Annotated in this window: 22 protein-coding genes; 11 read left to right on the top strand and 11 right to left on the bottom strand. The window is 46.5% G+C overall.

Annotated elements, in window-relative coordinates:
• Positions 1–39: 39 nt before the first annotated feature.
• From J4N39_RS03460 to J4N39_RS03450, 3 genes are all read left to right on the top strand, one after another.
• Positions 40–1,083 carry a DUF3549 family protein gene (locus tag J4N39_RS03460; protein ID WP_252021963.1) on the top strand — a complete coding sequence of 348 codons (1,044 nt, stop codon included), beginning with the start codon at positions 40–42 and terminating at the stop codon, positions 1,081–1,083.
• Positions 1,080–1,379 (top strand): DUF3301 domain-containing protein, encoded by a 300-nt coding sequence (locus J4N39_RS03455; RefSeq protein WP_252021961.1) that lies wholly within the window; start codon positions 1,080–1,082, stop codon positions 1,377–1,379. The genes J4N39_RS03460 and J4N39_RS03455 overlap by 4 nt, the downstream gene beginning before the upstream one ends.
• A gap of 860 nt (positions 1,380–2,239) precedes the next feature.
• Positions 2,240–2,524 (top strand): hypothetical protein, encoded by a 285-nt coding sequence (locus tag J4N39_RS03450; RefSeq protein WP_252021959.1) that lies wholly within the window; start codon positions 2,240–2,242, stop codon positions 2,522–2,524.
• Here J4N39_RS03450 and J4N39_RS03445 read toward each other — a convergent pair.
• The 3 genes from J4N39_RS03445 to syd form a co-directional block, all read right to left on the bottom strand.
• Positions 2,521–2,934, bottom strand: coding sequence for a globin domain-containing protein (locus tag J4N39_RS03445; RefSeq protein ID WP_252021957.1), 414 nt, complete (start codon positions 2,932–2,934; stop codon positions 2,521–2,523). The two genes, J4N39_RS03450 and J4N39_RS03445, sit on opposite strands and share 4 nt — an antisense overlap.
• 120 nt (positions 2,935–3,054) lie before the next feature.
• Complete coding sequence (locus J4N39_RS03440) at positions 3,055–3,828, bottom strand: Zn-ribbon-containing protein (RefSeq protein WP_252021955.1); 774 nt, start codon at positions 3,826–3,828, stop codon at positions 3,055–3,057.
• A gap of 1 nt (position 3,829) precedes the next feature.
• The gene (gene syd / locus J4N39_RS03435) at positions 3,830–4,378 is read right to left on the bottom strand and encodes a SecY-interacting protein (RefSeq protein WP_252021953.1); all 549 of its coding nucleotides are present in this window, start codon (positions 4,376–4,378) and stop codon (positions 3,830–3,832) included.
• Between the two features lie 91 nt (positions 4,379–4,469).
• Here syd and queF point away from each other — a divergent pair, with 91 nt between their 5' ends.
• The 5 genes from queF (at position 4,470) to xni (ending at position 11,608) form a co-directional block, all read left to right on the top strand.
• Entirely contained in the window at positions 4,470–5,315 is an 846-nt protein-coding gene (gene queF, locus J4N39_RS03430; RefSeq protein WP_252021951.1) for an NADPH-dependent 7-cyano-7-deazaguanine reductase QueF, read from the top strand.
• 27 nt (positions 5,316–5,342) lie between these two features.
• Entirely contained in the window at positions 5,343–7,613 is a 2,271-nt protein-coding gene (locus J4N39_RS03425; RefSeq protein ID WP_252021949.1) for a tetratricopeptide repeat protein, read from the top strand.
• A 99-nt stretch (positions 7,614–7,712) separates the two neighbouring features.
• The gene (locus tag J4N39_RS03420; protein ID WP_503063849.1) at positions 7,713–9,287 is read left to right on the top strand and encodes a GGDEF domain-containing protein; all 1,575 of its coding nucleotides are present in this window, start codon (positions 7,713–7,715) and stop codon (positions 9,285–9,287) included.
• Between the two features lie 119 nt (positions 9,288–9,406).
• Complete coding sequence (gene ppnN / locus J4N39_RS03415; RefSeq protein WP_252021947.1) at positions 9,407–10,768, top strand: nucleotide 5'-monophosphate nucleosidase PpnN; 1,362 nt, start codon at positions 9,407–9,409, stop codon at positions 10,766–10,768.
• A 57-nt stretch (positions 10,769–10,825) separates the two neighbouring features.
• Entirely contained in the window at positions 10,826–11,608 is a 783-nt protein-coding gene (gene xni, locus J4N39_RS03410) for a flap endonuclease Xni (protein WP_252021944.1), read from the top strand.
• Between the two features lie 109 nt (positions 11,609–11,717).
• Here the strand turns inward: xni and rlmM are convergent, their stop codons facing one another.
• The 7 genes from rlmM to pomA form a co-directional block, all read right to left on the bottom strand.
• Positions 11,718–12,809 carry a 23S rRNA (cytidine(2498)-2'-O)-methyltransferase RlmM gene (rlmM, locus tag J4N39_RS03405; RefSeq protein WP_252021942.1) on the bottom strand — a complete coding sequence of 364 codons (1,092 nt, stop codon included), beginning with the start codon at positions 12,807–12,809 and terminating at the stop codon, positions 11,718–11,720.
• The gene (locus tag J4N39_RS03400) at positions 12,806–13,201 is read right to left on the bottom strand and encodes a DUF423 domain-containing protein (protein WP_252021940.1); all 396 of its coding nucleotides are present in this window, start codon (positions 13,199–13,201) and stop codon (positions 12,806–12,808) included. The genes rlmM and J4N39_RS03400 overlap by 4 nt, the downstream gene beginning before the upstream one ends.
• On the bottom strand, positions 13,191–13,817 hold the full coding sequence (locus tag J4N39_RS03395; protein ID WP_252021938.1) for an alpha/beta family hydrolase: 627 nt from the start codon (positions 13,815–13,817) through the stop codon (positions 13,191–13,193). Before J4N39_RS03395 ends, J4N39_RS03400 begins: the two co-directional genes overlap by 11 nt.
• Entirely contained in the window at positions 13,817–14,719 is a 903-nt protein-coding gene (locus J4N39_RS03390) for a transcriptional regulator GcvA (RefSeq protein ID WP_252021936.1), read from the bottom strand. Before J4N39_RS03390 ends, J4N39_RS03395 begins: the two co-directional genes overlap by 1 nt.
• 1,262 nt (positions 14,720–15,981) lie before the next feature.
• Positions 15,982–17,430, bottom strand: coding sequence for a tRNA uracil 4-sulfurtransferase ThiI (gene thiI / locus J4N39_RS03385; RefSeq protein WP_252021934.1), 1,449 nt, complete (start codon positions 17,428–17,430; stop codon positions 15,982–15,984).
• 122 nt (positions 17,431–17,552) lie between these two features.
• The gene (locus tag J4N39_RS03380) at positions 17,553–18,509 is read right to left on the bottom strand and encodes a flagellar motor protein MotB (protein WP_252021932.1); all 957 of its coding nucleotides are present in this window, start codon (positions 18,507–18,509) and stop codon (positions 17,553–17,555) included.
• A 6-nt stretch (positions 18,510–18,515) separates the two neighbouring features.
• Positions 18,516–19,280, bottom strand: coding sequence for a flagellar motor protein PomA (pomA, locus tag J4N39_RS03375; protein ID WP_252021929.1), 765 nt, complete (start codon positions 19,278–19,280; stop codon positions 18,516–18,518).
• Positions 19,281–19,593: 313 nt separating this feature from the next.
• On the opposite strand from pomA, the gene xseB reads away from it, so the two are divergent.
• From xseB to dxs, 3 genes are read left to right on the top strand one after another with little or no spacing between them, the layout of a single operon-like run.
• Entirely contained in the window at positions 19,594–19,839 is a 246-nt protein-coding gene (gene xseB / locus J4N39_RS03370; protein ID WP_252021919.1) for an exodeoxyribonuclease VII small subunit, read from the top strand.
• Between the two features lie 3 nt (positions 19,840–19,842).
• Entirely contained in the window at positions 19,843–20,727 is an 885-nt protein-coding gene (gene ispA, locus J4N39_RS03365) for a (2E,6E)-farnesyl diphosphate synthase (RefSeq protein ID WP_252021917.1), read from the top strand.
• Between the two features lie 19 nt (positions 20,728–20,746).
• Positions 20,747–22,606, top strand: coding sequence for a 1-deoxy-D-xylulose-5-phosphate synthase (dxs, locus tag J4N39_RS03360; protein WP_252021915.1), 1,860 nt, complete (start codon positions 20,747–20,749; stop codon positions 22,604–22,606).
• Positions 22,607–22,672: 66 nt separating this feature from the next.
• On the opposite strand, the gene J4N39_RS03355 is transcribed toward dxs, so the two are convergent.
• A complete protein-coding gene (locus J4N39_RS03355) occupies positions 22,673–23,560 on the bottom strand; it encodes an AraC family transcriptional regulator (RefSeq protein ID WP_252021913.1) in 888 nt (295 codons plus the stop codon).
• Positions 23,561–23,568: the final 8 nt, after the last annotated feature.

Below are 23,568 nucleotides of genomic sequence, written 5' to 3'. Positions count from 1 at the left end.
ACCATTTATTAAAAAAAGACAAATAGGAATCACATTTCCATGGAAACCTTTCACACCCTTAGTCAGCTGCTTAGTCAAAGTGGTAACCAATACCTTATTTATGATCTAAGCCGAAAAGTGTCGCTGGTCGACAATAAGCTGTTTGAAAGCGTTGAACAGGCTCAACAACCCTACCCATTCCCTATCCAGAGGCATGCTCATATTGCTATTGCCTACTGGAATGAACAGCCGCAACCTTGGATTTGGTTTTTGAAGTTTCCTCTTGATGAACGCGGGCTTTTTAAGCAAGCCGATATCGGCAACTTCATCAAGTATGTTTTAGAAGCGATGGGCACCCGCATCAGCGGAGAGCTCAGTGAAGAGCAGCAAGAGAAGCTCTCCAACAACCCATACACCTTTAAGCCCGCCGAAGATAAATTGGCGGTTTATCACAGTGTATTGCGGGCGAAAATGAAACTGCCTGCCAGCCAATACTATGAGCATGCTCAGCACTACTTTGGCGGCGGACTTGGTTGGGATAAGTGGCAAACCGTCGGTCTGCAAGGCATCACGGATATTGCCGCTCGCCTAAGCGACAACCAAAACGGGGTGGCAGTGCGTAAATCTCTTAACCATTTGCCCGCTCAACCGCTCTATGCTCTGTTAGGTGCTCTTGAACATATTGAATTGCCTGCAAAACTTGCTCAGCGCCTTAATGAACTTGCCACCAACGAGTGCAGCGCCGACAACCCAGATCTTTACCTACTGGCAGCACTGGCTCGAGCCCTTTCTGGGTCAAACCCAGAGCAGCTAGCCAGCTTAACCCAAACCATATTGCAATCTGCCCGTTTGAGTCACCAAGAAGTACTGATTGCCCTTGCTGGCCGTTGTTGGAGCGCTCTCAAGCAGCCAAAGAGTGCCGAGCTATTCTTGTTGCGTCTTGCTCAGACCAACAATCAAGATCTGTTCAATCAGCTATTTGCCGACTTGGTGATGATCCCAGAGCTTCGTATGGTGTTCCTGCCTCTGCTTCATGGTGCACCAAGCCCAGAGCTTGCTCAAGCACTGCTGAACTTACAGCAAAATGCTAAGGGCCAAGCATGATAGGCGATTTATTTGCAATTCTCGGATTGGTTCTGTTTTGCGCTCTGTTCTGGCAGCAGCGCAGGCAGTCAGAATTGGCCAAAGCCGCCATTGCCCATCGATGCAAAAAACTGGAGCTACAACTGCTCTCAGTGGCATTCAAAGGCCATAAAATGCGCCACAAAGACGGCCGTTTGGGCTGGCATACACTGTATCAGTTTGAGTTCTCATCGCTGGGGGATGATTGCTATCAAGGGGAGCTGGTGATGGTGGGATTTGCGCCGACTTGGTTTAATTTGCCGGCTTATAGAGTTTAAGAGCGGGAAACGGGAAACGGGAAACGGGAAACGGCTACTTTGGTCCGTAGAGAATCTTTATATCAAGGCTAACACCGATTCCCGTAAGCGAATGCGCCCGCTTACCGCTTACCGACCAAAAAAGAAAAGCCCCGGCACTTGCGTACCGGGGCATTAGTCTTACTCGCAGCAATCCAGCTACTATAGGTGCTCCATGCATCTAATCCATGATAGTGTGCTGATTCCGTCAGCTTAGTCCTTTCGTCGCCTTCCTAGCGGTGTCCGTATGATCTTATCCTGATCTGCTAACAATCCTCGTTAGCGCACTTCACTTGTTCCCTGAGCGGTGTCCCTTACATCATCCTGATGTTCGTTCCTTGCCTCAATCCTAGAGGTGTCCATTGTCTTTCCATAGTAGTTACCATCCTAGTAACTATTGCGTCCATTCAATGTCCGTTTCGCTCCATGCTGGTCACACATCCTGTATAACCAAATCTTCATCCTGAAGATAACCAAATCCTTGGCTGTTTCCTGTTCCGTGTCAGCATCCTTCCGACAGGGTTAAGATTACCCTCTGACAGAATTCGGACAATAGACTATATCGAGATTTTTTCCTTATCAATTGAGAAAAAAGATAACAAACTCTATTTTTTCAATAACTTAAAAAACATCAGCTACATTTACCCATATCAACAAAGCGTAATCTCCTACATTCCTTGTAAGAGATCTCTTACAAAACCAATAGCAAATCGTCCATAACAGCCGTTTTAGACTCAAATAATAAGTGTGATGAAGCTCAAACCGAGCTAATGAATGATTTTAAAAACACACCGACGAGTCGATTGTGGTACTTTTAGGAAGTTCAAAAAGGAGAGATTTTTATGTTAACCAAAGATGTTACCGAGGAGATCACTAATGCTATCGAATCGATTTCCGCTCAGGGTAAAGAGCCTTCTATTGCTTTGATCCGTGCTCGGCTGACTTCAAATGTACCAATGCCGGCTATTATCTCGGTATTAAAAAGTTGGAAAAGTAGCGCCAGAGTGCCAAAAGTGGAAATCGCCACCCAAGCGGCAGCGCAATCGCCTGAGCAGCGTATCGCTGAATTAGAATCTCAAGTTAAAGCGCTAACACAGCGCATTGAAGCACTCGAAAAGAACGCCTAGTGATGCAGATGCGGCGTCATAGTATCGGCAAGAAACTGAAACAATGTGCGCCACGCTTTGGCATCTTGCTCGGTTAGTCGTTCCCCGAGATACTCACTTAACGCCGCTTGAACCGCGGTGTTAAGGTGTTTGAAGTGGCTTTTCTTTACTTGGTAATCATTGTGGCGTTCAGCCAATTGATGCAGCATTGGCACCAGCATCGCCATATCTTGGTGATCACGCACTGCCAACTCAAGCATCGCCATCAATTTACGGCCCTGGATCTTGATATCGTTGCGAAATAAACTTCGCAAACTTGGGTCGAGAGCAAACAGCTTTTGATAGAAAATTTGGCTAAACGCCGCTGAATCCTGCTCTATCAAGGCATAGTTCGCCTGAATCCGCTGCAACTCTTGCTCAGTCAATACCATACGACACAAATCCTTTTGCACTACATGATCAAATTACGCCTAAATACCATCAAGGCTAAAACAGATTATTAAAACCATCCGTGGTTGTAAACCGCTGCGGGGCTCACTTGAGAGACTCAATCAATCTTTGAAATCCCAAGATAAGTTACTGACCAGCATGCATTCATCACACTTAAAATCAAATACGCCATGGATTGGAGACTCTAGCGCCCACTCACCACCACATACAGGGCACACTCGAGCTTGCTCTTCCTCTTTACTGACCCCACCCACACGGTAGATATAAAGATAGGTAGGAATACCGCTGACGACTTTCATGCGGCGACATAAATCCCAGCCACGCTTAAATAGCAAACTTTTACTTGAAGAGATCTCATGCAGCGACGGATGCTCAACCACCGAACCGTTCATTTGCAGTTGATCACAGGCACTCCAATCTTCTTGCCACTTGATAATCTGCTTCTGATCACCATTGGCAACGGCAGGCAAACGATAGAGTGGAACTGGTTGGAAATGGTCACCACAGCGAATCGGTGAACAGGTGTGCAGATAACTGGTGTATAGCACCTGCCAGCTTGGCGTATGAGGCTCATCACTTGGGTCAGAGTTCATGTCCTGCCCCACTACTCGCACTTTAGGTTGCAATAAACCTGCGTCAGCAAGCTGATTGATGGCATGTTTGACTTGAGGGCTAAAAAACTGCGGGTGCAAACTATCCGCTTCAGGGCACACGACACGAGCGGTAAAACTGCCATCTTCCATTGCAACCGGCAGCTCACGCCCGATCACTTGGCCGTTGTAGCGTAAGCAATCAAGCAGGTAGTTAATGCTTTTTTCTACCTCCCCCATAGAGGTATCACGATAAAGCTCAAAACTGATTTCAGTAATGTACATCTTAAGCCACCACTGGCGTCAGTTTGGTAATGAAGTCAGCAACATTTGGCGCTAGTACATCTCGCTTATCCGTGCCTAGACGTTCGAAAATCACTTCACCGCTAATGTTGCAAATAGACACTACGTCCAATTCAGCGTCCGTCACACCAATAAACATGGTCGGCTTAAGCTTTAAACGGCGCTGAGTCACCAAGTGACCTAACATGTTTTCTTGAAGTCGAGTGAAATCTTCTTCACTCCATACTTGCAGTAAGGTCAGTGGCTTACCATCCCACTCAGCTTCCATGTCTGCGCTAAGTTGGCTGCCATAAAACGCCTTAATGTCTTCATGCAGCGTCAGCTCAATAGCTTGCTCTACATTGGAAAAATCTAACGGAGTGGTATTTTTTTGGGCTTGCCATTCTACGCTGTCATCGAGTGTTCGCTCGATGCAAGGTGATGGAATGCCCATCAACTCTTCATTACGTGGCAAGGTGCCATTTTGCGCCTGGTATTGCTCGATAAAACGTGTAGAAAAGTCAAACAGCGCTTTGGCCACCGGGTGTGACATGGAAATATCCTCAAATCTGTACCACTTTGACTTTACTGTTAAGTGGTAATCGGTAAACTTTGCGCCATTCTAATCGATCTTTGAGCTAAGTATGAGTAAATATTCTGATGCAAAAGAGCTCGCTGGATTAACGCTCGGACAAAAAACTGAGTACAGCAGCCAATACGACCCAAGCCTACTTCAACCTGTGCCTCGTAGTCTCAATCGAGACGATCTGGACTTAGGGGATGAACTGCCTTTCTATGGCACCGACATCTGGACCTTGTATGAGCTATCTTGGCTAAACGATAAAGGTTTGCCACAAGTGGCGATTGGTGAAGTGAGACTGCCTGCCACCAGCCCAAATTTGGTGGAATCAAAGTCGTTCAAGCTGTACCTAAACAGTTTTAACCAAACCAAGTTTGCCCAATGGCAAGATGTCGAGGCGGCGTTAACCAAAGATCTCTCTGCGTGTGCTGGTGAGCAAGTGGAAGTGCGCATTGATAAACTAAGTAAGTTCTCCGCCGAGCCAGTGGATTGCTTTGAAGGCACCTGCATCGATGAGCAAGATATCGAAATCGAAAGTTACGAATTCGATGACAAACTACTCAAAACTGAGTCAGGTCAAAACATAGTCACTGAAACCCTATATAGTGACCTGCTTAAATCAAACTGCCTAATTACTAACCAACCGGATTGGGGCAGTGTCAGAATCGAATATACTGGCAACAAAATCGACCAAGAAGCATTGCTGCGCTATTTAGTGTCGTTCCGTGAGCACAATGAGTTTCATGAACAGTGCGTCGAACGCATCTACACTGACATCATGAAATACTGTCAACCACAGTCACTGAATGTGTATGCTCGTTACACACGCCGTGGTGGACTGGATATCAATCCATTTCGCAGTAGCAGCGCACAAATGCCAACGCACAACCGTCGTTTAGCACGTCAGTAATAAGAAAAACCGGAGAACCCTTAACGCATGAAATGGCTTGCTCGTATTCAGCTGTTGTTACTTATGGTATTGCTCGCACCGAGCACCCAAGCCAAGCTTTATACCTCTCCGGTACTGAGCGAAGCTGCCAAGCTGGTTGAAATCAACCCTAAGCAAGCGCAGCTAATTGCTGAGAAATACTTGTCGCAGCGCAAACTGACAGAAAACAGTGCAAAAGGCCCGTCGGCAATCCCACGTGAAGAGACCGACACCACCTTGCGCTCGCCAAACAGCAGTATCGATGCCTACCATATTTTGGCCGAGTCTCATTATCTTCAAGGTAAACCTAAACTGGCGTTGAGGCATATAGACACAGCTATTGAGCTTGCCGACCGCCATAACTTGCCGTTTGTCCGCTTAGAAACCTATATCCTCAAAGCGGAGCTTTTATGGCGTCAAACCCACGATCCGGAAAAAGCCGATAAGCTACTCGACCAAGTAGAAGACGAGCTGGAATATTTGCCTGCTGCCACCCAACTCGGTAACTCTTTGTACTACGAGCTTGCGATGCTGAGAGGGGAAATCGATTCAACCCAAGGTGCCCGTGATGACGCCGAGCGCCAATTTATGGTAGCCGCAGATTACCTTGTCAGTATGAACTCGGTCGAGACCGATATTCAGTATCACCTCAGTGTTGGTCAACACTACCTGCGCTATCGCAGTTACGACAATGCGCTGACCGAGTTACTTACCAGTTACTGGAAAGCAGTTGAACAAGAAACCGGCTTATACCTCGCTCAGGCTAACTACCAACTCGCTCAGCTATTTATGCAAAGACAGGTGTTGGATAAAGCGCTTGAACACTTAATTGGTGCAGCCGACTTTTACGGAAAGTTTGACCAATCACGCATCCTTGCCGATGTGTTAAAACAGATGGCGGATATCTATTTCCAACAAGGCAAATACAACCTTGCCTTGGTCCACTACTTTAATGTACTTGACCACGAATATTTCTCGCGAGACATGCATGATGTGATTGACCTGAGACTGTCTATTGCTGACACCTACATGCAACTGTTTAACTTTCCACTGGCTGAGCGCTACTTAGATAAAGCGAAAAATCTGGTTGCCTACACTGAGCTTAAGCCGCTCAAAGCAAGAGCCATGCTATTGACCGCCGAGCTAGCCATTCAGCAAAACCATCTTGAGAATGCGGTAAAAAATGCCAACCAAGCGCTCGAAGTAGGTATGGAGCTTGAGAGCAACGCTATCATGCGCAAAGCCTATTTGGTGCTTTCTAACGCCTTTCAAAAACAGAGCCGATTCTCAGAAGCACTAGCGGCAATGAGGCAGCACTCGATATTGGCAGCGACGCAAGAAAAGCGAATCAACCAGATCAACGAAGATGTATTGCGCCAACAAAAAGAGATCATAGAACAGTCGCTACACTACAAAGGCCTTGAGGAAGAATTAACATCATCAGAGCAACGAGCGCGCAAGTTTCAAAAGACATCACTTGCCCTATTTGCCGTCTCATTGTTGTTTGTCCTCATTACCTTACGTCGCGGCTATGTGGTTGATAAATACAAAAAACAAGTCAAAAGCTTGACGCAAGATCTCTACACCCATACCCGCTCAGGCCTGCAAAACCTGAGAATGCTCAACATCAAACTACCTGGGTCGTTGAAACGAAGCAGTGACACCTTTGAACAGTGGCAAACTGGTGAGCTAATTAATGAACCCTTTAGCGATCGCCTACGCTTTGCCATGTTTGAGCTGCCGCTGCTGCGCTATACCTATCTAGAACAAGGCTACAAGGCCGGTTTGAGCTTAGAGAAAGAGTTTGGCGATTACATTAAGTCGCGCATCCAAGAGCCTGCAAGGCTTTATCATTTCTCAGATGCTATGTTTCTTTACGTCGAGCCTAACACCGACACTGAAGCAAAGCCGCAAGCGATGTTTGATAAAATTTGCAGCTGGATCTCAGATTTTGAGCCAGAAAGAAAAATTTCGAGCAAAGTCCGTGTGGGTATGGCAGATTATCCTTTCCTGCCGAGAGCTTACACTGCGATAAATGATCAAGAGCTCATCGACATTTTATTAATGTCGACACATTTAGCGCGTAGCCTTGAGTTAGGACAAAACTCAGAAGAGAGCCAATGGGTATATTTACGTGCTATTGAGAGTGCTCCTGCAGCGAGTTTTGCTACGGACGACATACGTTTGGCATGTAAACAAGCGATGAATCAAGGACTGATCAAAGCCTATTCTGCGCCACAAAATGAGGAAGACCTCAAAAAATTGACACTTAGTGACTAATTAATAATCGATTAGTCATTTAAAAAGTGACGTTGTTGCGTTTTTTGTTATTATCGGATGAATGGATTTCGCCATCGGATCATCTTGGCAACGCGATATATGAGTGAACTGACCTCCCTTGAACAGGAGCTGCAAAAAGAGATACAAAGTCTGACCCACAAGTTGGATCAGTCTCGTCTATCTCAACGTGACAGCACGTTCAAGTTTAAGCGTGAACAAGGTGTCCTTAAGCGAATCATCACCAATTTGTCCGATGCTTGCCTTGGACAAAATGGAGAACTTGACCATCGCCTTAGCTCTCTCAAAACCGACATTGAACAGCAGCAAGACCTATCCCGCTTGATCCCAAAGCTGGTGGTGTTGGAACGTATGCTGAAACAGAACACAGTGAGAATGGAAAGGCAATCAGACCACTTATGTGAGAAAGTTCGTCAAAGCGGAGAAACGCTACAGCGTATCCCCGGCCTACCTGCACAGCTCAAACGTGAGCTGCGTAACTTGCTGCAATTCCCTAATGAAAAGTTAAACAAAGAGATTGACCAAGCCGGTCGACTACTGAGCTTGTATGAGCGCGCCACTAAAATCATGGCGTCCAACTCTTCTCGCAACAACCTCGCATTCAACTCCCCTTTTGATCAAGAACAGCTTGATACGCTGACCGATCAGCTGCAAAACCTGATCACCGAGATCGATTTCGACGGCGATTCAGGTGAAACTTTAATGGATATTCGAGCCAAGCTGTTGGTTGGTGTTCAACCCAATGAGCTGTTTGAACTTATCCTCAAGATCCTTAAGTTGGTGATTGAAGGGACGCATTACGAACGTAAGAGTTCGGAAAAGCTACTCGACGAAGTTAACTCATCTCTCAGCTCAACGTTAAAGAGCGCGGACCAAAGCCTCAAACAAAGCCAGTCTTACACCGAGCATCGCCAGAGCATGCACCAAGAGCTTGGCGAGCTGGTCGATAAAAGCAAAGCGACACTACGTGCAGAGACCGAGCTTGAGGCACTGAAAGCAGCGATGTCACCACTGCTTGAGCAAATTGGGTCGCTAACCGAACGTCTAGAGCATGTAGAGAAGCGTGAGAAACAACTTATTGACCGCTGGCAACATGAGCGCAATCAGCTCGAAACTCTGCATGAGAAGACCCAGAATTATCGCCGCCGTCTGCTCGAGCAAGCGCAGCGTATGCAGCTTGATCCTTTAACCAAGGTATACAACCGCTCCGCCCTGTCGGAGAAGTTGGAGCTAGAATATCGCCGCTGGATCCGCTCTCAACACTCGCTACGAATTGCCACCTTCGATCTCGATAACTTTAAAGTGCTTAACGATAGCTTTGGTTACACCGCTGGCGATAAAGCGCTGAAGATAATTGCTCGCACAATCAAGAAGTCTTTATCAGAAAAAGATATCGTCGCACGCTTTAGTGGCGAAGAGTTTGTGGTCATTATGCCCGAAGCTTCAGATCAAAAAGCACGTGAAGTGCTAGAGAAGATTCAGGTGCAAATTGGCGATCTACCGTTTAGATTTCGTGAACAAAACATTCAAATCACTGTCTCGATCGCTTCTGCTGCATTTAAAGACTCTGACACGCCAGAAGAAGTGCTTGATCGTCTCAATACCGCTCTTCGCCAATCAAAACGCTCTGGTACCAACCGTATCAGCTGGCTATAAGCCATTAATATAAAAAGAGTAATACTCCTACCTAAGCCATGTTTTCTGCACCAATTAGTGGCACATCTTGTTATTCACGTATAAGGTAAAAAGACATAACAAGAACAATGGAGGTGCCTATGATCACCCATATCAGTCCTGCAGGCAGCATGGATCTGCTTTCCCAAATTGAAGTTGAACGCTTAAAGAAAACTGCATCGAGCGACCTATATCAACTGTATCGAAACTGTACTCTCGCCGTATTGAATTCCGGTAGCCATACCGATAACTCCGATGAACTGCTCAACAAATACCTCAACTTCGACGTGAGCGTCAAACGACGTGAACGTGGTATCAAACTCGAACTCAATAACCCGCCAGAACACGCTTTTGTCGATGGCACCATCATCAAAGGTATCCAAGAGCACCTATTTTCCGTATTGCGCGATATCGTCTATGTAAACTCTCATCTGGCTGACAACCAGCGCCTGAACCTGACTCGATCCGATCACATCACCAACTTAGTGTTTGGTATTTTGAGAAATGCCGGAGCGCTTTATCCCGGTTTTGACCCAAATCTAGTGGTGTGCTGGGGTGGACATTCAATTAACCCAATCGAATACCAATACACACGAGAAGTTGGCCATGAGCTCGGGTTACGCGAGCTTAACATCTGTACTGGTTGTGGCCCTGGGGCTATGGAAGGGCCAATGAAAGGCGCTGCAATTGGTCACGCTAAACAGCGCTACGAAGCCCCTCGCTACATTGGCCTGACCGAGCCTTCCATCATCGCAGCTGAGCCGCCAAACCCGATTGTGAATGAGCTCATCATCATGCCGGATATTGAAAAGCGCTTAGAGGCTTTTGTTCGTATGGCGCACGGAATTGTCATATTCCCAGGCGGCCCAGGTACCGCAGAAGAGCTGTTATACATTCTCGGCATCATGATGCATCCAGACAATATCGACCAGCCACTGCCTATCGTATTAACTGGACCAAAAGAGAGCGAAGTCTATTTCCGCTCAATCGATGCCTTTATTGGTGAAACCTTGGGCGAGCAAGCCCAAAAACACTATGAGATTGTCGTCGATGATCCCGCTAAAGCTGCGCGAATTATTAAATCATCAATGGAGTCAGTGCGTGAGCATCGTAAAGATACCGGCGATGCATTTAGCTACAACTGGTCACTGAAGATTGAGCCTGAGTTCCAAATGCCTTTTGACCCAACCCATGAAAACATGGCTAATTTGGACCTTCACTTAAGCCAAAAGCCAGAAGTGCTGGCTGCTAATCTGCGCCGTGCGTTTTCCGGCATTGTGGCGGGTAATGTCAAAGCAGAAGGCATACGAGAAATCAAACGTCGTGGCCCATTTATTCTCGATGGTGATAGCGAACTGATGGATAAGATGGACCGCCTATTGAAAGACTTTGTTGCTCAGCAAAGAATGAAACTTCCGGGCTCTGAATACATACCTTGCTATAAAATTGCGGGCAAGGATTAGCAGCTTGATCTTGAATCCTTTACACTAGGGGCCTTGAGCCCCTTTTTTACTGTTTTTATGTCTGCAATCCACCTAGTTATTATCGACGCACTCAACCTTATTCGTCGTGTGCACTCTGCCCAACCAGATGCAACCGACATCGCCCGTACTATCGAGACGACTAGCCGTACCTTGCGTCGAATCATCAACGAATCCCAGCCGACCCACATGATCGCAGTATTTGACCATCACGGTCAGGACAGAGGCTGGCGCGCAGAAGTACTGCCCGCTTACAAACAGAATCGTAAACCGATGCCAGAACCCTTGCTAAATGGCCTAGATACCATTCAACAAGCATGGTGGGAGCTTGGGATTGATTCTCTGCTTTCTGATGGTGATGAGGCGGATGATTTGGTGGCAACACTCGCCACTAAAGTCGCAGGACATGGGCAAAAAGTAACAATAATCTCGACCGATAAAGGTTACTGTCAATTGCTACAGCCAACACTGCAGATTCGAGACTATTTTCAGCACCGCTGGTTAGATGCACCATTCATCGAAAAAGAGTTTGGGGTAACACCAGAGCAACTTGCAGACTACTGGGGACTAACAGGGATCAGTTCAAGCCAAGTACCGGGAGTTCCTGGGGTAGGACCAAAAGCAGCTAAAGAGATCTTAACTCAATTTCCAGATATTGAAGCGGCCTTTGCCAGTGAAGAGTTGCCGAGCAAATATCGCAAGAAATTGGATGAGCATATTGAGTCTGCGCGTTTGTGCAAACAAGTCGCAGGACTCAAAACCGACATGGAGCTTGGGTTTAACCTGCAAGACCTGCGCTTTGAAGGCCCGCAAACCAATTGAGCAAAAACAAAGGGGAAGCACCAGCTTCCCCTTATAAACTTCCAATCGAGTAAAAAGACCAACACCCTTTTGCGCTAAGCATAGCGGCCCTTTCCCCGTTACCGAACCATTAATGCGGCGAGATGTTCGACAAACACTGAACATGCACCGTGATCTCTTCACGGTCATGATAAAGGTGTTTCGCCTGCATGCGGAATTTAACCTTGTTCTCAATTAGGAACTGCTTCAAGTTCTCGATATCTTGCAGTACTTCATCGTAGCGGCCTTTCATCGGCAACTTGAGGTTAAAAATAGCTTCTTTAGCCCAACCTTTGATGATCCACTCACCCATGAGGTGAGCCACACGTGCTGGCTTCTCAATCATGTCGCAAACCAACCAAGTGACATTCTTACGTGGTGGCTCAAACTTAAAGCCATCTTCTTGGTGATGTTTCACCTGGCCAGTTTCCATCAAGCTATCAGCCATCATGCCATTATCAATGGAGTGAACGAACATCGAGCGCTTAACCAATTGGTAGGTCCAGCCTCCAGGACAGGCACCAAGATCTACACCCCACATCCCTGAAGCCAGTCGATCATCCCACTCGTCACGAGGGATGAATACATGAAATGCCTCTTCCAGCTTCAAGGTTGAGCGGCTTGGCGCATCCGCTGGGAACTTCAAACGAGGAATGCCCATAAAGAACGCAGAGTTATTACCTGCGACAGAGAAACCTGCAAAACAGTGGCCCGGCGCAACAAAGCAAAGGTGCATCACCGGCTTTTTAGGGTTGTCTTTCTTATACAACAAACCTTTGCCACGCATCGCTTGGCGAAGCGGCACGGTAAACTTGCGGCAGAACTTCAAAAGCTCTTTCGCTTCGTTAGTATCAGGGGTCTCGATACGTAAGTCGCCACAGATTGGCAACTCTTCGTGCTCTGCCAGTTCTGACAAAATCGGCGAGATACGGTCATCGCTTGGCAGCTCGCTAAACTCAGCAGCGACAGCAAACATCTGACGAGCAAAGATCAGCGATTGGAAGTCCAGTTCTTTTACCAGCTTGGCAGCGTCACCATCTTGATAACACTCAAAAAGTACGTAACCCGAGTTTTTTGCTACACGAGGAAAGCCGTACACTTCCAACTGAGTTGCGCGGTCTTGAATTTCACCTGCGCACTCTTTTTCAAACCCTTGTCGACAGTAAAGCATTAACTGTTTCACTGAGTCACCTCTTCAAATTTCCACGCCGATACCGCTAGCATCAACCAACCGACAATAAACAGCAGACCACCCATTGGTGTTATCGGTCCAAACCATTTAATCCCAGTGATTGCCAAAGCATAAAGGCTGCCACTAAAACAAAAGATGCCGATGATAAAGCAATTTATCGCCCATCGCAGTGTTTTTTGCGTTTTGACCGATGCACGCAACATCAGTAACCAGCAAAATAGTGCGGCAAGCACATGAATAAACTGATAAAACACCCCTGTATTAAAGACTTCAAGGTGATATGGGCTAAGCATGGCTTTTAGCCCGTGAGCGGCAAACGCTCCGAGCATCACGGCGACAGCGCCAAGCACTGATAGCAAAGTTAATAGATGATTAGAGCGCACGTTTCGCCTCCCGAAGAATAAACTCGGCCACCTTATCTATAGCCAATTGTAAGTTACCCTCTTCGGTATAACCCGAGCGCTTACGAGGTTTAAAACTGTGCTCACCATCTGGAATCCAACACAGCTCTATTTGGTCTGATAACTTGTAGCCAGCAATATCCTCTTGAGTACCAAATGGATCTCGATCCCCTTGAGCAATTAGGCATGGCTTAGTTAAGCTGGCCATGTGCTCGCCTTTGAAGTTTTCAGGCTTACCTGGTGGGTGGAATGGAAATCCCATACAAACAACAGCAGCAACGTTTTCATTATCACTACACAAGCTTGCCATACGCCCTCCCATCGACTTACCACCAATGAAGACCTTACCTTGCTTGCTGTACTCTGCAATCTTTTGCTCGAATGCTTCTATAAGCTTGGGAGCTCGATCGGGTGGGCGCTTTTTGCCATCTTCTCCTCGCTTGATCATGTAAGGAAAGTTAAAGCGCACCACTTTTATCCCATGAGAGGCGATCCCCTCAGCTAGGGTCTGCATAAATGCATGATCAATTCCAGCGCCTGCACCATGAGCAAAAAGAAAGGTGACGTCGCCATCACCATTAATGATTACATTATCCATTAGCGTAGCTCCTGCTGCTCACGACTGGCGGTTTTTAACATCCAATCTCGGAAAGTCGAAATTCGTCCAGTATCGGCCTGCTGCTCATGACAAACCACGTAAAAAGCATTCTTACTCACCAGTACCTCATCAAATGGGCATACCAGTCGACCCGCCTCAATATCTGGTTTAGCTAATACGTTATTACCCAGCGCGACCCCTTGGCCGTGAGCAGCGGCTTGCAGCACCATCGCTGTGTGGCTGAAAATCGGGCCGTGGTTGACATTCACCCCATCAATATCATGCTGCTTCACGAACTGCTTCCAATCTTTACGAGAAGTATCATGAAGTAAAGTGTGGTTATTAAGGTCCTTTAGCTCAGCTAATGGTTTATCTGTCAATAACAGTTGAGGAGAACAGACAGGAACTAGGTATTCTTGGTAAAGTTTATCAGCTCGCAAGCCCGGCCACTTGCCTCGGCCGTAATAGATCGCCACGTCAACATCGTCGGTTAAGGAGCCTTCATCCATATCCACTGCTTTGATACGAACGTCGATATCCGGCTCTTGTTGGTTGAAGTCTGCCAGACGAGGCACCAGCCATTGAATCGCAAAACTTGGTGGCAAACTGATGGTCAATGCACCTTTCTCGCTGCGCTCCAATACTTTGTCTGTCGCCTCTGACAAAGATGTAAAAACATCTTTTATATCAAGAAAGTAACTCTGCCCTTCTTCGGTCAAAAGCAATGAACGATTGCGGCGTCTAAACAGCTTTAATCCAAGGAAATCTTCTAGCGTTTTGATCTGGTGGCTCACCGCCGCTTGAGTCACAAATAACTCTTCTGCGGCACGAGTAAAACTTAGGTGTCGAGCAGCCGCTTCAAACACTCGCAGTGAGTTTAGCGGGGGTAATCTTCGAGACATAGAGGCCCTTTCTCATATACATTAGTTTTTTTTATCCGAAACATTATAATTTGTCGATTGCCGACTGACCATAGAAATTCTATATTTCATCCCGCAGCGCTAAGCCTGAACGGCTTAATTACCCTCCGGTGATTAATTGGCTTAGAGGTTGCAATGTTGTGTTTGCATTAACTCGAAATTCGAGTGGGTAGATTTTTCTACCACCATGTCAGAGGAATCTAATGCTCTGGCATCTACTTCCTGTATTATTTTTGACCTGTCTGTCAAATTTTTAACACCGCCATGATGGCGGTGTTTTTTTATGTATCTATCCCCACCCCTACATAGACATAGCTCGCAATATTCACGCTTTTCTACCCAATACTTGTATTGATGTTTTTCACATAGATTTCAATATGCCATGTTTCCCATTCGCTGAGTTATGTAGCGAATCAGAATCCAATTACATTACAAACAATAAGCTAATTGCAATGCATTATTGTTCGGCGTACCCAAGGGGACTGGCGTATCAGATTACATAAACATCCCACCACAAAAACATTTGGTAGAGAGAACTTCTTTATTCATGGAGGAGATATGGATGGTTCAGCAGGTTGCATTGATATCGGAGGAGGTGTTTGGGGGAATCAGCTGACAGACCGACTTTTGGAACTAATCACGTCTTCAAAGGTGAATATCCCTGTAGAGGTCATTGAATAATGAAATGGAACCTACTCATCACTACCTACTTCTTGCCAACACTTGCTATGGCAGAGATAGCAGACAAAATACCGAGCTATGAGTCAATGTGGCTATTAGGCGTAACATTGGCTGTCTTACTCTCGGGGCTAACTTATTATAAATCCATATTCCTAGTAGGCGGGCTCCTTGCGTCCCTTTTTTTGGTGAGCGGCTTCGTTGATATGGCATTAGATCCAAGTTTCAAAGATTCAATTGAGAGTGAAATGGGTAGGATGTACTTAATATCTGGGTATATCTCCTCATTACTTTGCTTTGTCTGCTCACTTACAATGTTTTTTATAAGACGCAATACAAAAAGTGCTTGAAAATTCGGTAAACGGATGCCCTCGGGAAACGGCTAACGGGAAACGGGAAACGAAAGAGCATAGAACAAAACGCTCCCCCTTCTCTTGTCTTTTACCCTTCCTCCCTTAGCGAAGCGTCCGTTAGCGTCAGCGTCCGCTTACCCTGATAAAACAAACGCTTGTCAGTCTCCCAACAAGCGTTTCTTAATTCTATCTCGCTAACTTAAAGCCTTAAGTCTACGGACGGTAAACCTTAACGTTGTTAAAGCCCTGCTCTTGCAGGTAAAGTGCCTGCAATCGGCTCATAACGCCACGGTCACAGTACAGTAGGTAAGTCTTCGACTGATCTAAGTCACCAAACTTAGTTGCAAGCTTGAAGAATGGGATATGCACGATCTCAACACCGTCGATCTCAAGCGGGCTCTCGTCTTCTTCTTCAGCGCTACGGATATCTAGAACGACTGCGTGTTGCTCAACCGCTTCAACCATCTCCACTTCTGGCGCTTGCTCTTGGCTCTCTTTTGCGATGTCACGAATGTCCATCACACGTGCATCACGAACCACTTGCTCTAAGATCTCGAAGTTGAAGTTTGCTTCTTCTTTCTCAAGCTTCTCTTTCACCGCTTTTACTGTCGGCTTGCGAGAAATCACGCCACAGTATTCTGGCATGGTCTTGGCGAAATCTTCAGTACCAATGTCACGAGCAAGGTCGATGATGTCTTCTTTGTCCCAGTTAATTAGCGGACGAAGGATCAACGTATCTGTTACACCGTCAATATGACGAAGGTTAGTTAGGGTTTGGCTAGAAACCTGACCCAGTGCTTCACCTGTCACCAGTGCTTCAATGCCAAATTTCTCAGCAATCATGCCACCAGCACGCATAAACATACGCTTCAAGATAACGCCCATTTGGCCGTCTTCAACGTTCTCTAGGATTTCAGCAACCACTGGCTCAAAGTCTACGGAAATAAACTTAACTTTTGCCGACGAGCCGTATTTGTCCCATAAGTAGTGCGCAACTTGCTTAACACCAATTTCATGCGCAGGGCCACCTAAGTTGAAGAAGCAGTAATGCGTTTTCGAGCCACGCTTAATATGCAAGTAACTTGAAACACCTGAATCGAAACCACCAGAGATTAAGCTGAGCACATCTTCCTGCGTACCAAGAGGGAAACCACCAAGTCCTTTATGGCGTGCAAGGATCTGATTTAGCTTGTCACCAGCAACTTCTACTTTAACTGTCACTTCAGGTTTGTTTAGCTTAACGCTTGCGCTCTCAACCGCTTGGTTCAGGCCGCCACCTACGTAACGCTCAAGTTCGATAGACGTGAAGTCATGTTTACCGCGACGCTTAGCACGTACGACGAATGTTTTGCCTTCGATCTTCTTACCGCTAAGTTCTAGCACTTGCTCATAGATGTCGTGCAAGTCTTTAAACTCAGACTGCTGAACTTCTAGGATATGGTGAATACCCGGTGTTTGGGTCAGAATTGCCAATACCTGTGGGTAAAACTCATCACTTTCAGATGTCACTTCGATATGGTCACGACGGTTAAATACCGCCACATTCTCAGTGTGCTTTTGGATAATGATGCGAATGTTACACTCCAGAATACGCGTAAAACGCTTACGCACTGATTCACTTTTTACAAAGATTTCTGGATGCGGTTTGACAATAAATTTCATAGTAAACTTCACTAAATTGGTGGTGGCACTGCCATAAGGCGGCGAATTATACACGACCATGAGGCAAGAAAAAAGGCGAGACAATGCTCACCTTTTAATCAATGCTTTATCTTGATAATAAATTACTGCTGAGCAGAAACCTCGTCACTAAGGTGCGGTTTGCCTTGCATGATATTGATCTCAACCCGACGATTCTCTCGACGACCCTCTTCAGTATCATTAGGTACACGTGGTTCGGTGTCTGCCATGCCTCTCACAAGTAGGCGGTTATGGTCGAATCCACGCACTTTTTCCATCTCAATCGCCACTGAGACAGCGCGTTGCGCACTTAAATCCCAGTTGGTTCGGTAGAGTTCGGAGTCGAGCACTCGGTTATCTGTGTGGCCTGATACTCGAATAATGCCCGGTACGTCTTTAACCAATTCAGCGATCTGACGGATCAACGGTCGGAATTTCGGTTGTAAATAAGCAGAGCCTTCAGGGAAAGCGCCTTTTTCACGAATGCGGATAATGATCTGCTGGCCTAAACTCTCAACTTCCAACGCGCCTTCATCCATCTCACGCTCAAGCGCTTTTTTAATACTCTCAACAATGGTTTCAATCTCTTCCGATTGAGATTCTGATTGCGAGTCTTGAGTTTCAGATTGCGTTGATTCGGTGTTTTGGTTCTGCTGCGTTGACGTTTCTGGAGACTTGCCCCCAGTTAGCTTACCCGCTTCACGCTTGGTTCCCCCTGCCCGATCAGAATCGCCTTCATGAAACTCCAACGTCTGTTGGGTGATGTCTATGGTCTGCTGCATGATGACATCAATAGGTGTAGGTTCCGGTCGACCAGGACGAAATTCCTGCGCAATCACACTGGTGCCCTTTGGAATATCTTTCACTTCCAGTTGATTCTGGACACCAAACGCAAATTTCATCGAGCCTGCAATCTGTTTGAACTTAAGCACGTCCATCTCTGAGAAAGAGAGCAGCAGTACGAAGAAACACATCAGCAGCGACATCAAATCCGCAAACGTACCCATCCACGCCGGGAGACCGGGTGGTGGACATTTGCAATCATCTGCTTCATCACTCATAAGGGTTTACTCCGCATCCACATCAAGTGCACGCTTACCTTCATTTAGGTAGTTCTTCAGGTAGCTGTCGATTACACGCGGGTTTTGGCCATCTTGAATTGCCAATACACCATCCATGATCAGGCGGCGGTTAAGCTGCTCTTGGTCACGTCTTAAGTCTAGCTTATCGGCGATAGGGAAAAAGAGCATGTTCGACATGATCGCACCATAGAGTGTCGTCAAGAGTGCAACCGCCATCGCAGGACCGATAGATTTCGGGTCATCCATGTTAGAAAGCATCGCTACCAAACCGATCAGCGTACCGATCATGCCCATCGCAGGTGCTACATCACCAAATGCCTTATAGAACGCCGAGCCAAATTCATGTCGCTCGGTGGTTAGGGCGATATCTTTTTGCATCGTGGCCTTAACCACGTCAGCATCATGGCCATCCACCAATAAATCGATACCTTTTTGCATAAATGAGTTGGTAATTTCCATCTCTTCAAGTGCCAGAAAGCCGCCTTTACGCGCCGCATCCGCCATCTCAACAATTTTAGCAATCAGATCTTCTGGCTCATCGGCTTTAAACATGAATGCTTTGACTGCGATCTTGAGGGCTGCAAAAAACTGTCCCATGGTAAATTTCATCAATACAACGAAAGTTGAACCACCGACTACGATCAAGATGGACTGAACATCGATAAAGATACCGATACCCCCACCAAGAATCATCGCCATAACGACGAAAGCAAACGCACCTATTAGGCCTATTAACGTTGCTAAATCCACAAAGCACTCCTCATGCTTATCATTACTAAATTACTGCTCAAGGACTTTATCGGCACAAAACCACTAATATTTAGAGCTTTTATTGCTATCAGAATAGCAACCTATCGATTAATTAAACATTCCCACGGTTAAATTTGAGCTAAGTAGCACTTAATTAATGTGATTTTGCTCCCACGATAATCCTTCGTCGTCAAATTCAACACACTCGTTAAAAACTGATATACTTCGTTTTTATTAAATTTGCGCCCGAAGCGTTTGACCCTGCCTACTGGCTAGGGTAAGTTTCCCGCACCCTCGTAATAGCAGATTGAATATGGCCAGCAAAAAACCGGAAAATATGAGTTTTGAAGCCGCTCTGGAAGAGCTTGATACCATCGTTGAACAACTGGAAAACGGTGATCTGGCGTTAGACGAAGCCCTGAAAAAATTTGAACGTGGCATTGGACTTGCCCGCGCTGGCCAAGAGAAGTTGACTCAAGCGGAACAACGAGTCGCTATCTTGCTGCAACAAGACGATCAAGCACCACTGAGTGATTTTGAGCCGGAGTCAGAAAGTTAAGTCATGACCATCCAGTTAACTCAGTACCAAGAGCGCAACATATCGCAGCTCAACTCTTGGTTAGATAAAATTCCTCACCAAGAGCAAAGCTTGGTGAAAGCGATGCATTATGGCCTACTATTAGGCGGTAAGCGCGCACGTCCTTACTTAGTCTACATCACTGGGCAAATGCTCGGCTGCGAGCTAGAGCACCTAGATACTCCCGCCGCTGCAATTGAATGTATTCATGCCTATTCTTTGATCCATGATGACTTACCGGCGATGGACGATGATGAACTTCGTCGTGGCCAGCCAACTTGTCATATTGAGTTCGATGAGGCAACCGCCATTTTGACGGGCGATGCGTTGCAAACCTTAGCATTCACCATTTTGGCCGATGGTAAGCTATCGTCGGGCGGCGAAAGCCAACGTATTAAGATGGTCTCAACCTTAGCCAAAGCCTCTGGTGCCGAGGGCATGTGCATTGGACAAGCTTTAGATTTAGAGGCAGAGAACCGTCAGGTTTCGCTTCAGGAATTGAAAACCATCCATCGCAATAAAACTGGCGCACTAATGAAATGTGCTATTCAACTTGGCGCACTAGCGGCAGGTGATAAAGGGGTAGAGGTTCTGCCGCAACTAGAAAAGTATGCTGACCTGATTGGCCTTGCCTTCCAAGTGCAAGATGACATCTTAGACATCACCAGTGACACAGAAACCCTTGGCAAACCACAAGGTTCTGACCAAGAATTAAACAAAAGCACCTACCCTTCTTTGTTAGGGTTAGAGGGTGCGCAGCGCAAAGCGCAAGAACTGTTAACTGAGGCGCTTTTAGCGCTGGATGCTATCCCTTACAATACCCAATTACTTGAAGAGTTCGCCCGCTATGTGGTCGAGCGCAAAAACTAAACTATAAGCGCTGAATTTTATGACTCTTGATATCTCGAAATATCCGACGCTAGCACTGGCAAATACGCCAGATGAGCTGCGCCTGCTTCCAAAAGAGAGCTTAGCCTCCCTGTGTGATGAGCTGCGTACTTATCTTCTCAATTCCGTGAGTCAGTCTAGTGGACACTTAGCTTCAGGCTTGGGCACGGTAGAACTGACCGTGGCACTACACTATGTGTATAACACCCCATTTGACCAACTGATCTGGGATGTGGGCCATCAGGCTTACCCACATAAAATCCTAACTGGTCGCCGTGAGCAGATGCCAACCATACGTCAAAAAGACGGTCTTCACCCTTTCCCATGGCGTGAAGAGAGTGAATACGACACCTTATCTGTCGGCCACTCATCTACATCGATCAGTGCGGCACTTGGCATGGCTATCTCTGCAGAGAAAGAAGGCCGTGATCGTAAAGTTGTCAGCGTGATTGGTGATGGCGCTATTACCGCAGGCATGGCTTTTGAAGCCATGAACCACGCAGGTGGTGTGCATTCTGACATGCTAGTCATTCTAAATGACAATGAGATGTCGATTTCAGAAAATGTCGGTGCACTGAACAACCACCTTGCTCAAATCCTATCAGGCAACCTTTACACTTCCATCCGTGAAGGTGGCAAAAAGGTACTTTCAGGTCTTCCACCAATCAAAGAGTTGGTCAAACGAACTGAAGAGCATTTGAAGGGCATGGTGATCCCAGGGACTCTATTTGAAGAGCTTGGTTTCAACTACATTGGCCCTGTGGATGGTCACGATGTTAACGAGCTAGTCAAAACGCTTAAGAACATGCGTAACCTCAAAGGCCCGCAGTTCCTGCACATCATGACCAAAAAAGGCAAAGGCTATGAACCTGCGGAAAAAGATCCGATTGGTTACCATGGCGTGCCTAAGTTTGATCCAAGCCATACCCAACTGCCTAAGAGCAAAGGTAAGCCGACTTTTTCTAACATTTTTGGCGACTTCCTTTGTGATATGGCAGCGCAAGACCCGAAACTGATGGCAATCACACCTGCCATGCGTGAAGGCTCTGGCATGGTTAGATTCTCTAAAGAATACCCACAGCAATACTTTGATGTTGCTATTGCAGAGCAGCATGCCGTCACGCTAGCAACAGGTATGGCTATCGCAGGCAACCAGCCGATTGTTGCGGTTTACTCGACCTTCTTACAGCGTGGATACGATCAACTGATCCATGACGTTGCTATCATGGACTTGCCAGTGATGTTTGCAATCGACCGTGCAGGCCTTGTTGGCGCTGACGGTCAAACACACCAAGGTGCGTTCGATCTTAGCTTTATGCGCTGTATTCCTAACATGGTGATCATGGCGCCAAGTGATGAAAACGAGTGTCGTCAGATGCTATACACTGGTCATAAACACCAAGGCCCGAGTGCAGTACGTTACCCTCGCGGTTCTGGTACAGGCATCGAGGTAGACAAAGCTTTTAGCGAGCTTGAGATCGGTAAAGGCCGCATCGTTCGCCAAGGTGAAAAAGTGGCTATCTTGAGCTTTGGTACTTTCCTATCTAATGCCCTAACCGCAGCAGAAAGCCTCAATGCGACCGTCGCTGACATGCGATTTGTTAAACCGCTGGATGAAGCACTTATCACGGAATTGGTAAACACTCATGATGTGATCATTACCATCGAAGAGAATGCGATTGCCGGTGGTGCAGGTAGTGGTGTGGTGGAGTTTATGATGAAGAACAAACTCATCAAGCCAGTACTTAACCTAGGTCTACCGGACAAGTTTGTCGCACAAGGCACTCAAGATGAGATGCATGCAGAGCTTGGCTTGGATGCTGAAGGCATTGAGAAAGCGATTCGTAACTACATTGTGTAGTACAACCTCCTCGCACTTCTAAGGGTTGCTTCGGCAACCCTTTTTTATTATTAAGCAAAGCTATTGCTAAACCCCCTGTCTGAAATGCTTTGGCGCTAGAGAAAAGGTCTTCGAGAACTGATTGGAAAATTCATACGGAGAGGCGTAGCCAAGATGAGCGGCAATTTGAGAAATAGGCAAGGTAGATGAACGCAATAGGCGGCACGCTTCATCCATTCGCTTACGAATCAAATAATCTCGCGGTGATACCCCTAGCTGGGCTTTAAAATCCTTACGAAACTTCTCGTAGCCCCAGCCTTTTTCTTGGCAGTAGTGCTTAATATCAAATCGAGTAGTAAAGCGTGTTTCAAAGTCACTCAAGCTCAGTTGGATCATATCATTCGAGTGGCATTCGCTCTCTTGCCACGTAAGCAGTGAGCGCAGAATGGATAAATAGAGGATATACGCATCCAGCACTTGGTCTTCGGTAGCCCCCTGCAACTGTGCCATCAGGCCATCGATTTGGCTGTTGATGGTCGTATCTGGATGACTGCTATAAACCGATACCTCCTTTCGCACCAGTGACATTGCACTTAGATGCTCATAGAGCTCTTCATTGCAATCGAGGTAATACTCCTTCCATCCACTATCTGGATCGATTTTTGTGGAATGTATAACTCGTGGTTTGCGCTGGAAAACCGATCCAGCCCCCAAAGCAAACGTCCGCCCTCTTTCATCGATATAGGTACCTTTTCCCGCCACAACATACACCAGTGAGTAGTAAGGGAACTTCACCTCAATATGATCACCGTTTGCACCTTTACGATTCACAATAAAACCACTGCCAATCCAGTTTTTAGACTGGCCTATGGTGCGAGAGTAGTTGAGTGAAAGCTCGGTTGGGTAATCATCCAGCTGACGAACATCATCGCAATTATTTGAGCGCTTGGCTTTGAATTTGTGTTGGTTCTTCATAAGTGATC

The sequence above is a fragment of the Vibrio sp. SCSIO 43136 genome (genome assembly GCF_023716565.1).
Taxonomy (GTDB): domain Bacteria; phylum Pseudomonadota; class Gammaproteobacteria; order Enterobacterales; family Vibrionaceae; genus Vibrio.
The sequence above is the reverse complement of the archived record's forward strand: the minus strand, read 5'-3'. Positions and strand labels throughout refer to the sequence as shown.

Bases quoted from the DNA above. Each gene is read 5' to 3' on its own strand.
- J4N39_RS03380 (WP_252021932.1), bottom strand. From the start codon at position 18,509: ATGAGTGATGAAGCAGATGATTGCAAATGTCCACCACCCGGTCTCCCG.
- ispA (WP_252021917.1), top strand. From the start codon at position 19,843: ATGACCATCCAGTTAACTCAGTACCAAGAGCGCAACATATCGCAGCTC.
- dxs (WP_252021915.1), top strand. From the start codon at position 20,747: ATGACTCTTGATATCTCGAAATATCCGACGCTAGCACTGGCAAATACG.
- ppnN (WP_252021947.1), top strand. From the start codon at position 9,407: ATGATCACCCATATCAGTCCTGCAGGCAGCATGGATCTGCTTTCCCAA.
- J4N39_RS03355 (WP_252021913.1), bottom strand. From the start codon at position 23,560: ATGAAGAACCAACACAAATTCAAAGCCAAGCGCTCAAATAATTGCGAT.
- J4N39_RS03450 (WP_252021959.1), top strand. From the start codon at position 2,240: ATGTTAACCAAAGATGTTACCGAGGAGATCACTAATGCTATCGAATCG.
- queF (WP_252021951.1), top strand. From the start codon at position 4,470: ATGAGTAAATATTCTGATGCAAAAGAGCTCGCTGGATTAACGCTCGGA.
- xseB (WP_252021919.1), top strand. From the start codon at position 19,594: ATGGCCAGCAAAAAACCGGAAAATATGAGTTTTGAAGCCGCTCTGGAA.
- J4N39_RS03455 (WP_252021961.1), top strand. From the start codon at position 1,080: ATGATAGGCGATTTATTTGCAATTCTCGGATTGGTTCTGTTTTGCGCT.
- xni (WP_252021944.1), top strand. From the start codon at position 10,826: ATGTCTGCAATCCACCTAGTTATTATCGACGCACTCAACCTTATTCGT.
- J4N39_RS03460 (WP_252021963.1), top strand. From the start codon at position 40: ATGGAAACCTTTCACACCCTTAGTCAGCTGCTTAGTCAAAGTGGTAAC.
- thiI (WP_252021934.1), bottom strand. From the start codon at position 17,430: ATGAAATTTATTGTCAAACCGCATCCAGAAATCTTTGTAAAAAGTGAA.
- J4N39_RS03445 (WP_252021957.1), bottom strand. From the start codon at position 2,934: ATGGTATTGACTGAGCAAGAGTTGCAGCGGATTCAGGCGAACTATGCC.
- syd (WP_252021953.1), bottom strand. From the start codon at position 4,378: ATGTCACACCCGGTGGCCAAAGCGCTGTTTGACTTTTCTACACGTTTT.
- J4N39_RS03395 (WP_252021938.1), bottom strand. From the start codon at position 13,817: ATGGATAATGTAATCATTAATGGTGATGGCGACGTCACCTTTCTTTTT.
- J4N39_RS03390 (WP_252021936.1), bottom strand. From the start codon at position 14,719: ATGTCTCGAAGATTACCCCCGCTAAACTCACTGCGAGTGTTTGAAGCG.
- J4N39_RS03420 (WP_503063849.1), top strand. From the start codon at position 7,713: ATGAGTGAACTGACCTCCCTTGAACAGGAGCTGCAAAAAGAGATACAA.
- J4N39_RS03425 (WP_252021949.1), top strand. From the start codon at position 5,343: ATGAAATGGCTTGCTCGTATTCAGCTGTTGTTACTTATGGTATTGCTC.
- J4N39_RS03440 (WP_252021955.1), bottom strand. From the start codon at position 3,828: ATGTACATTACTGAAATCAGTTTTGAGCTTTATCGTGATACCTCTATG.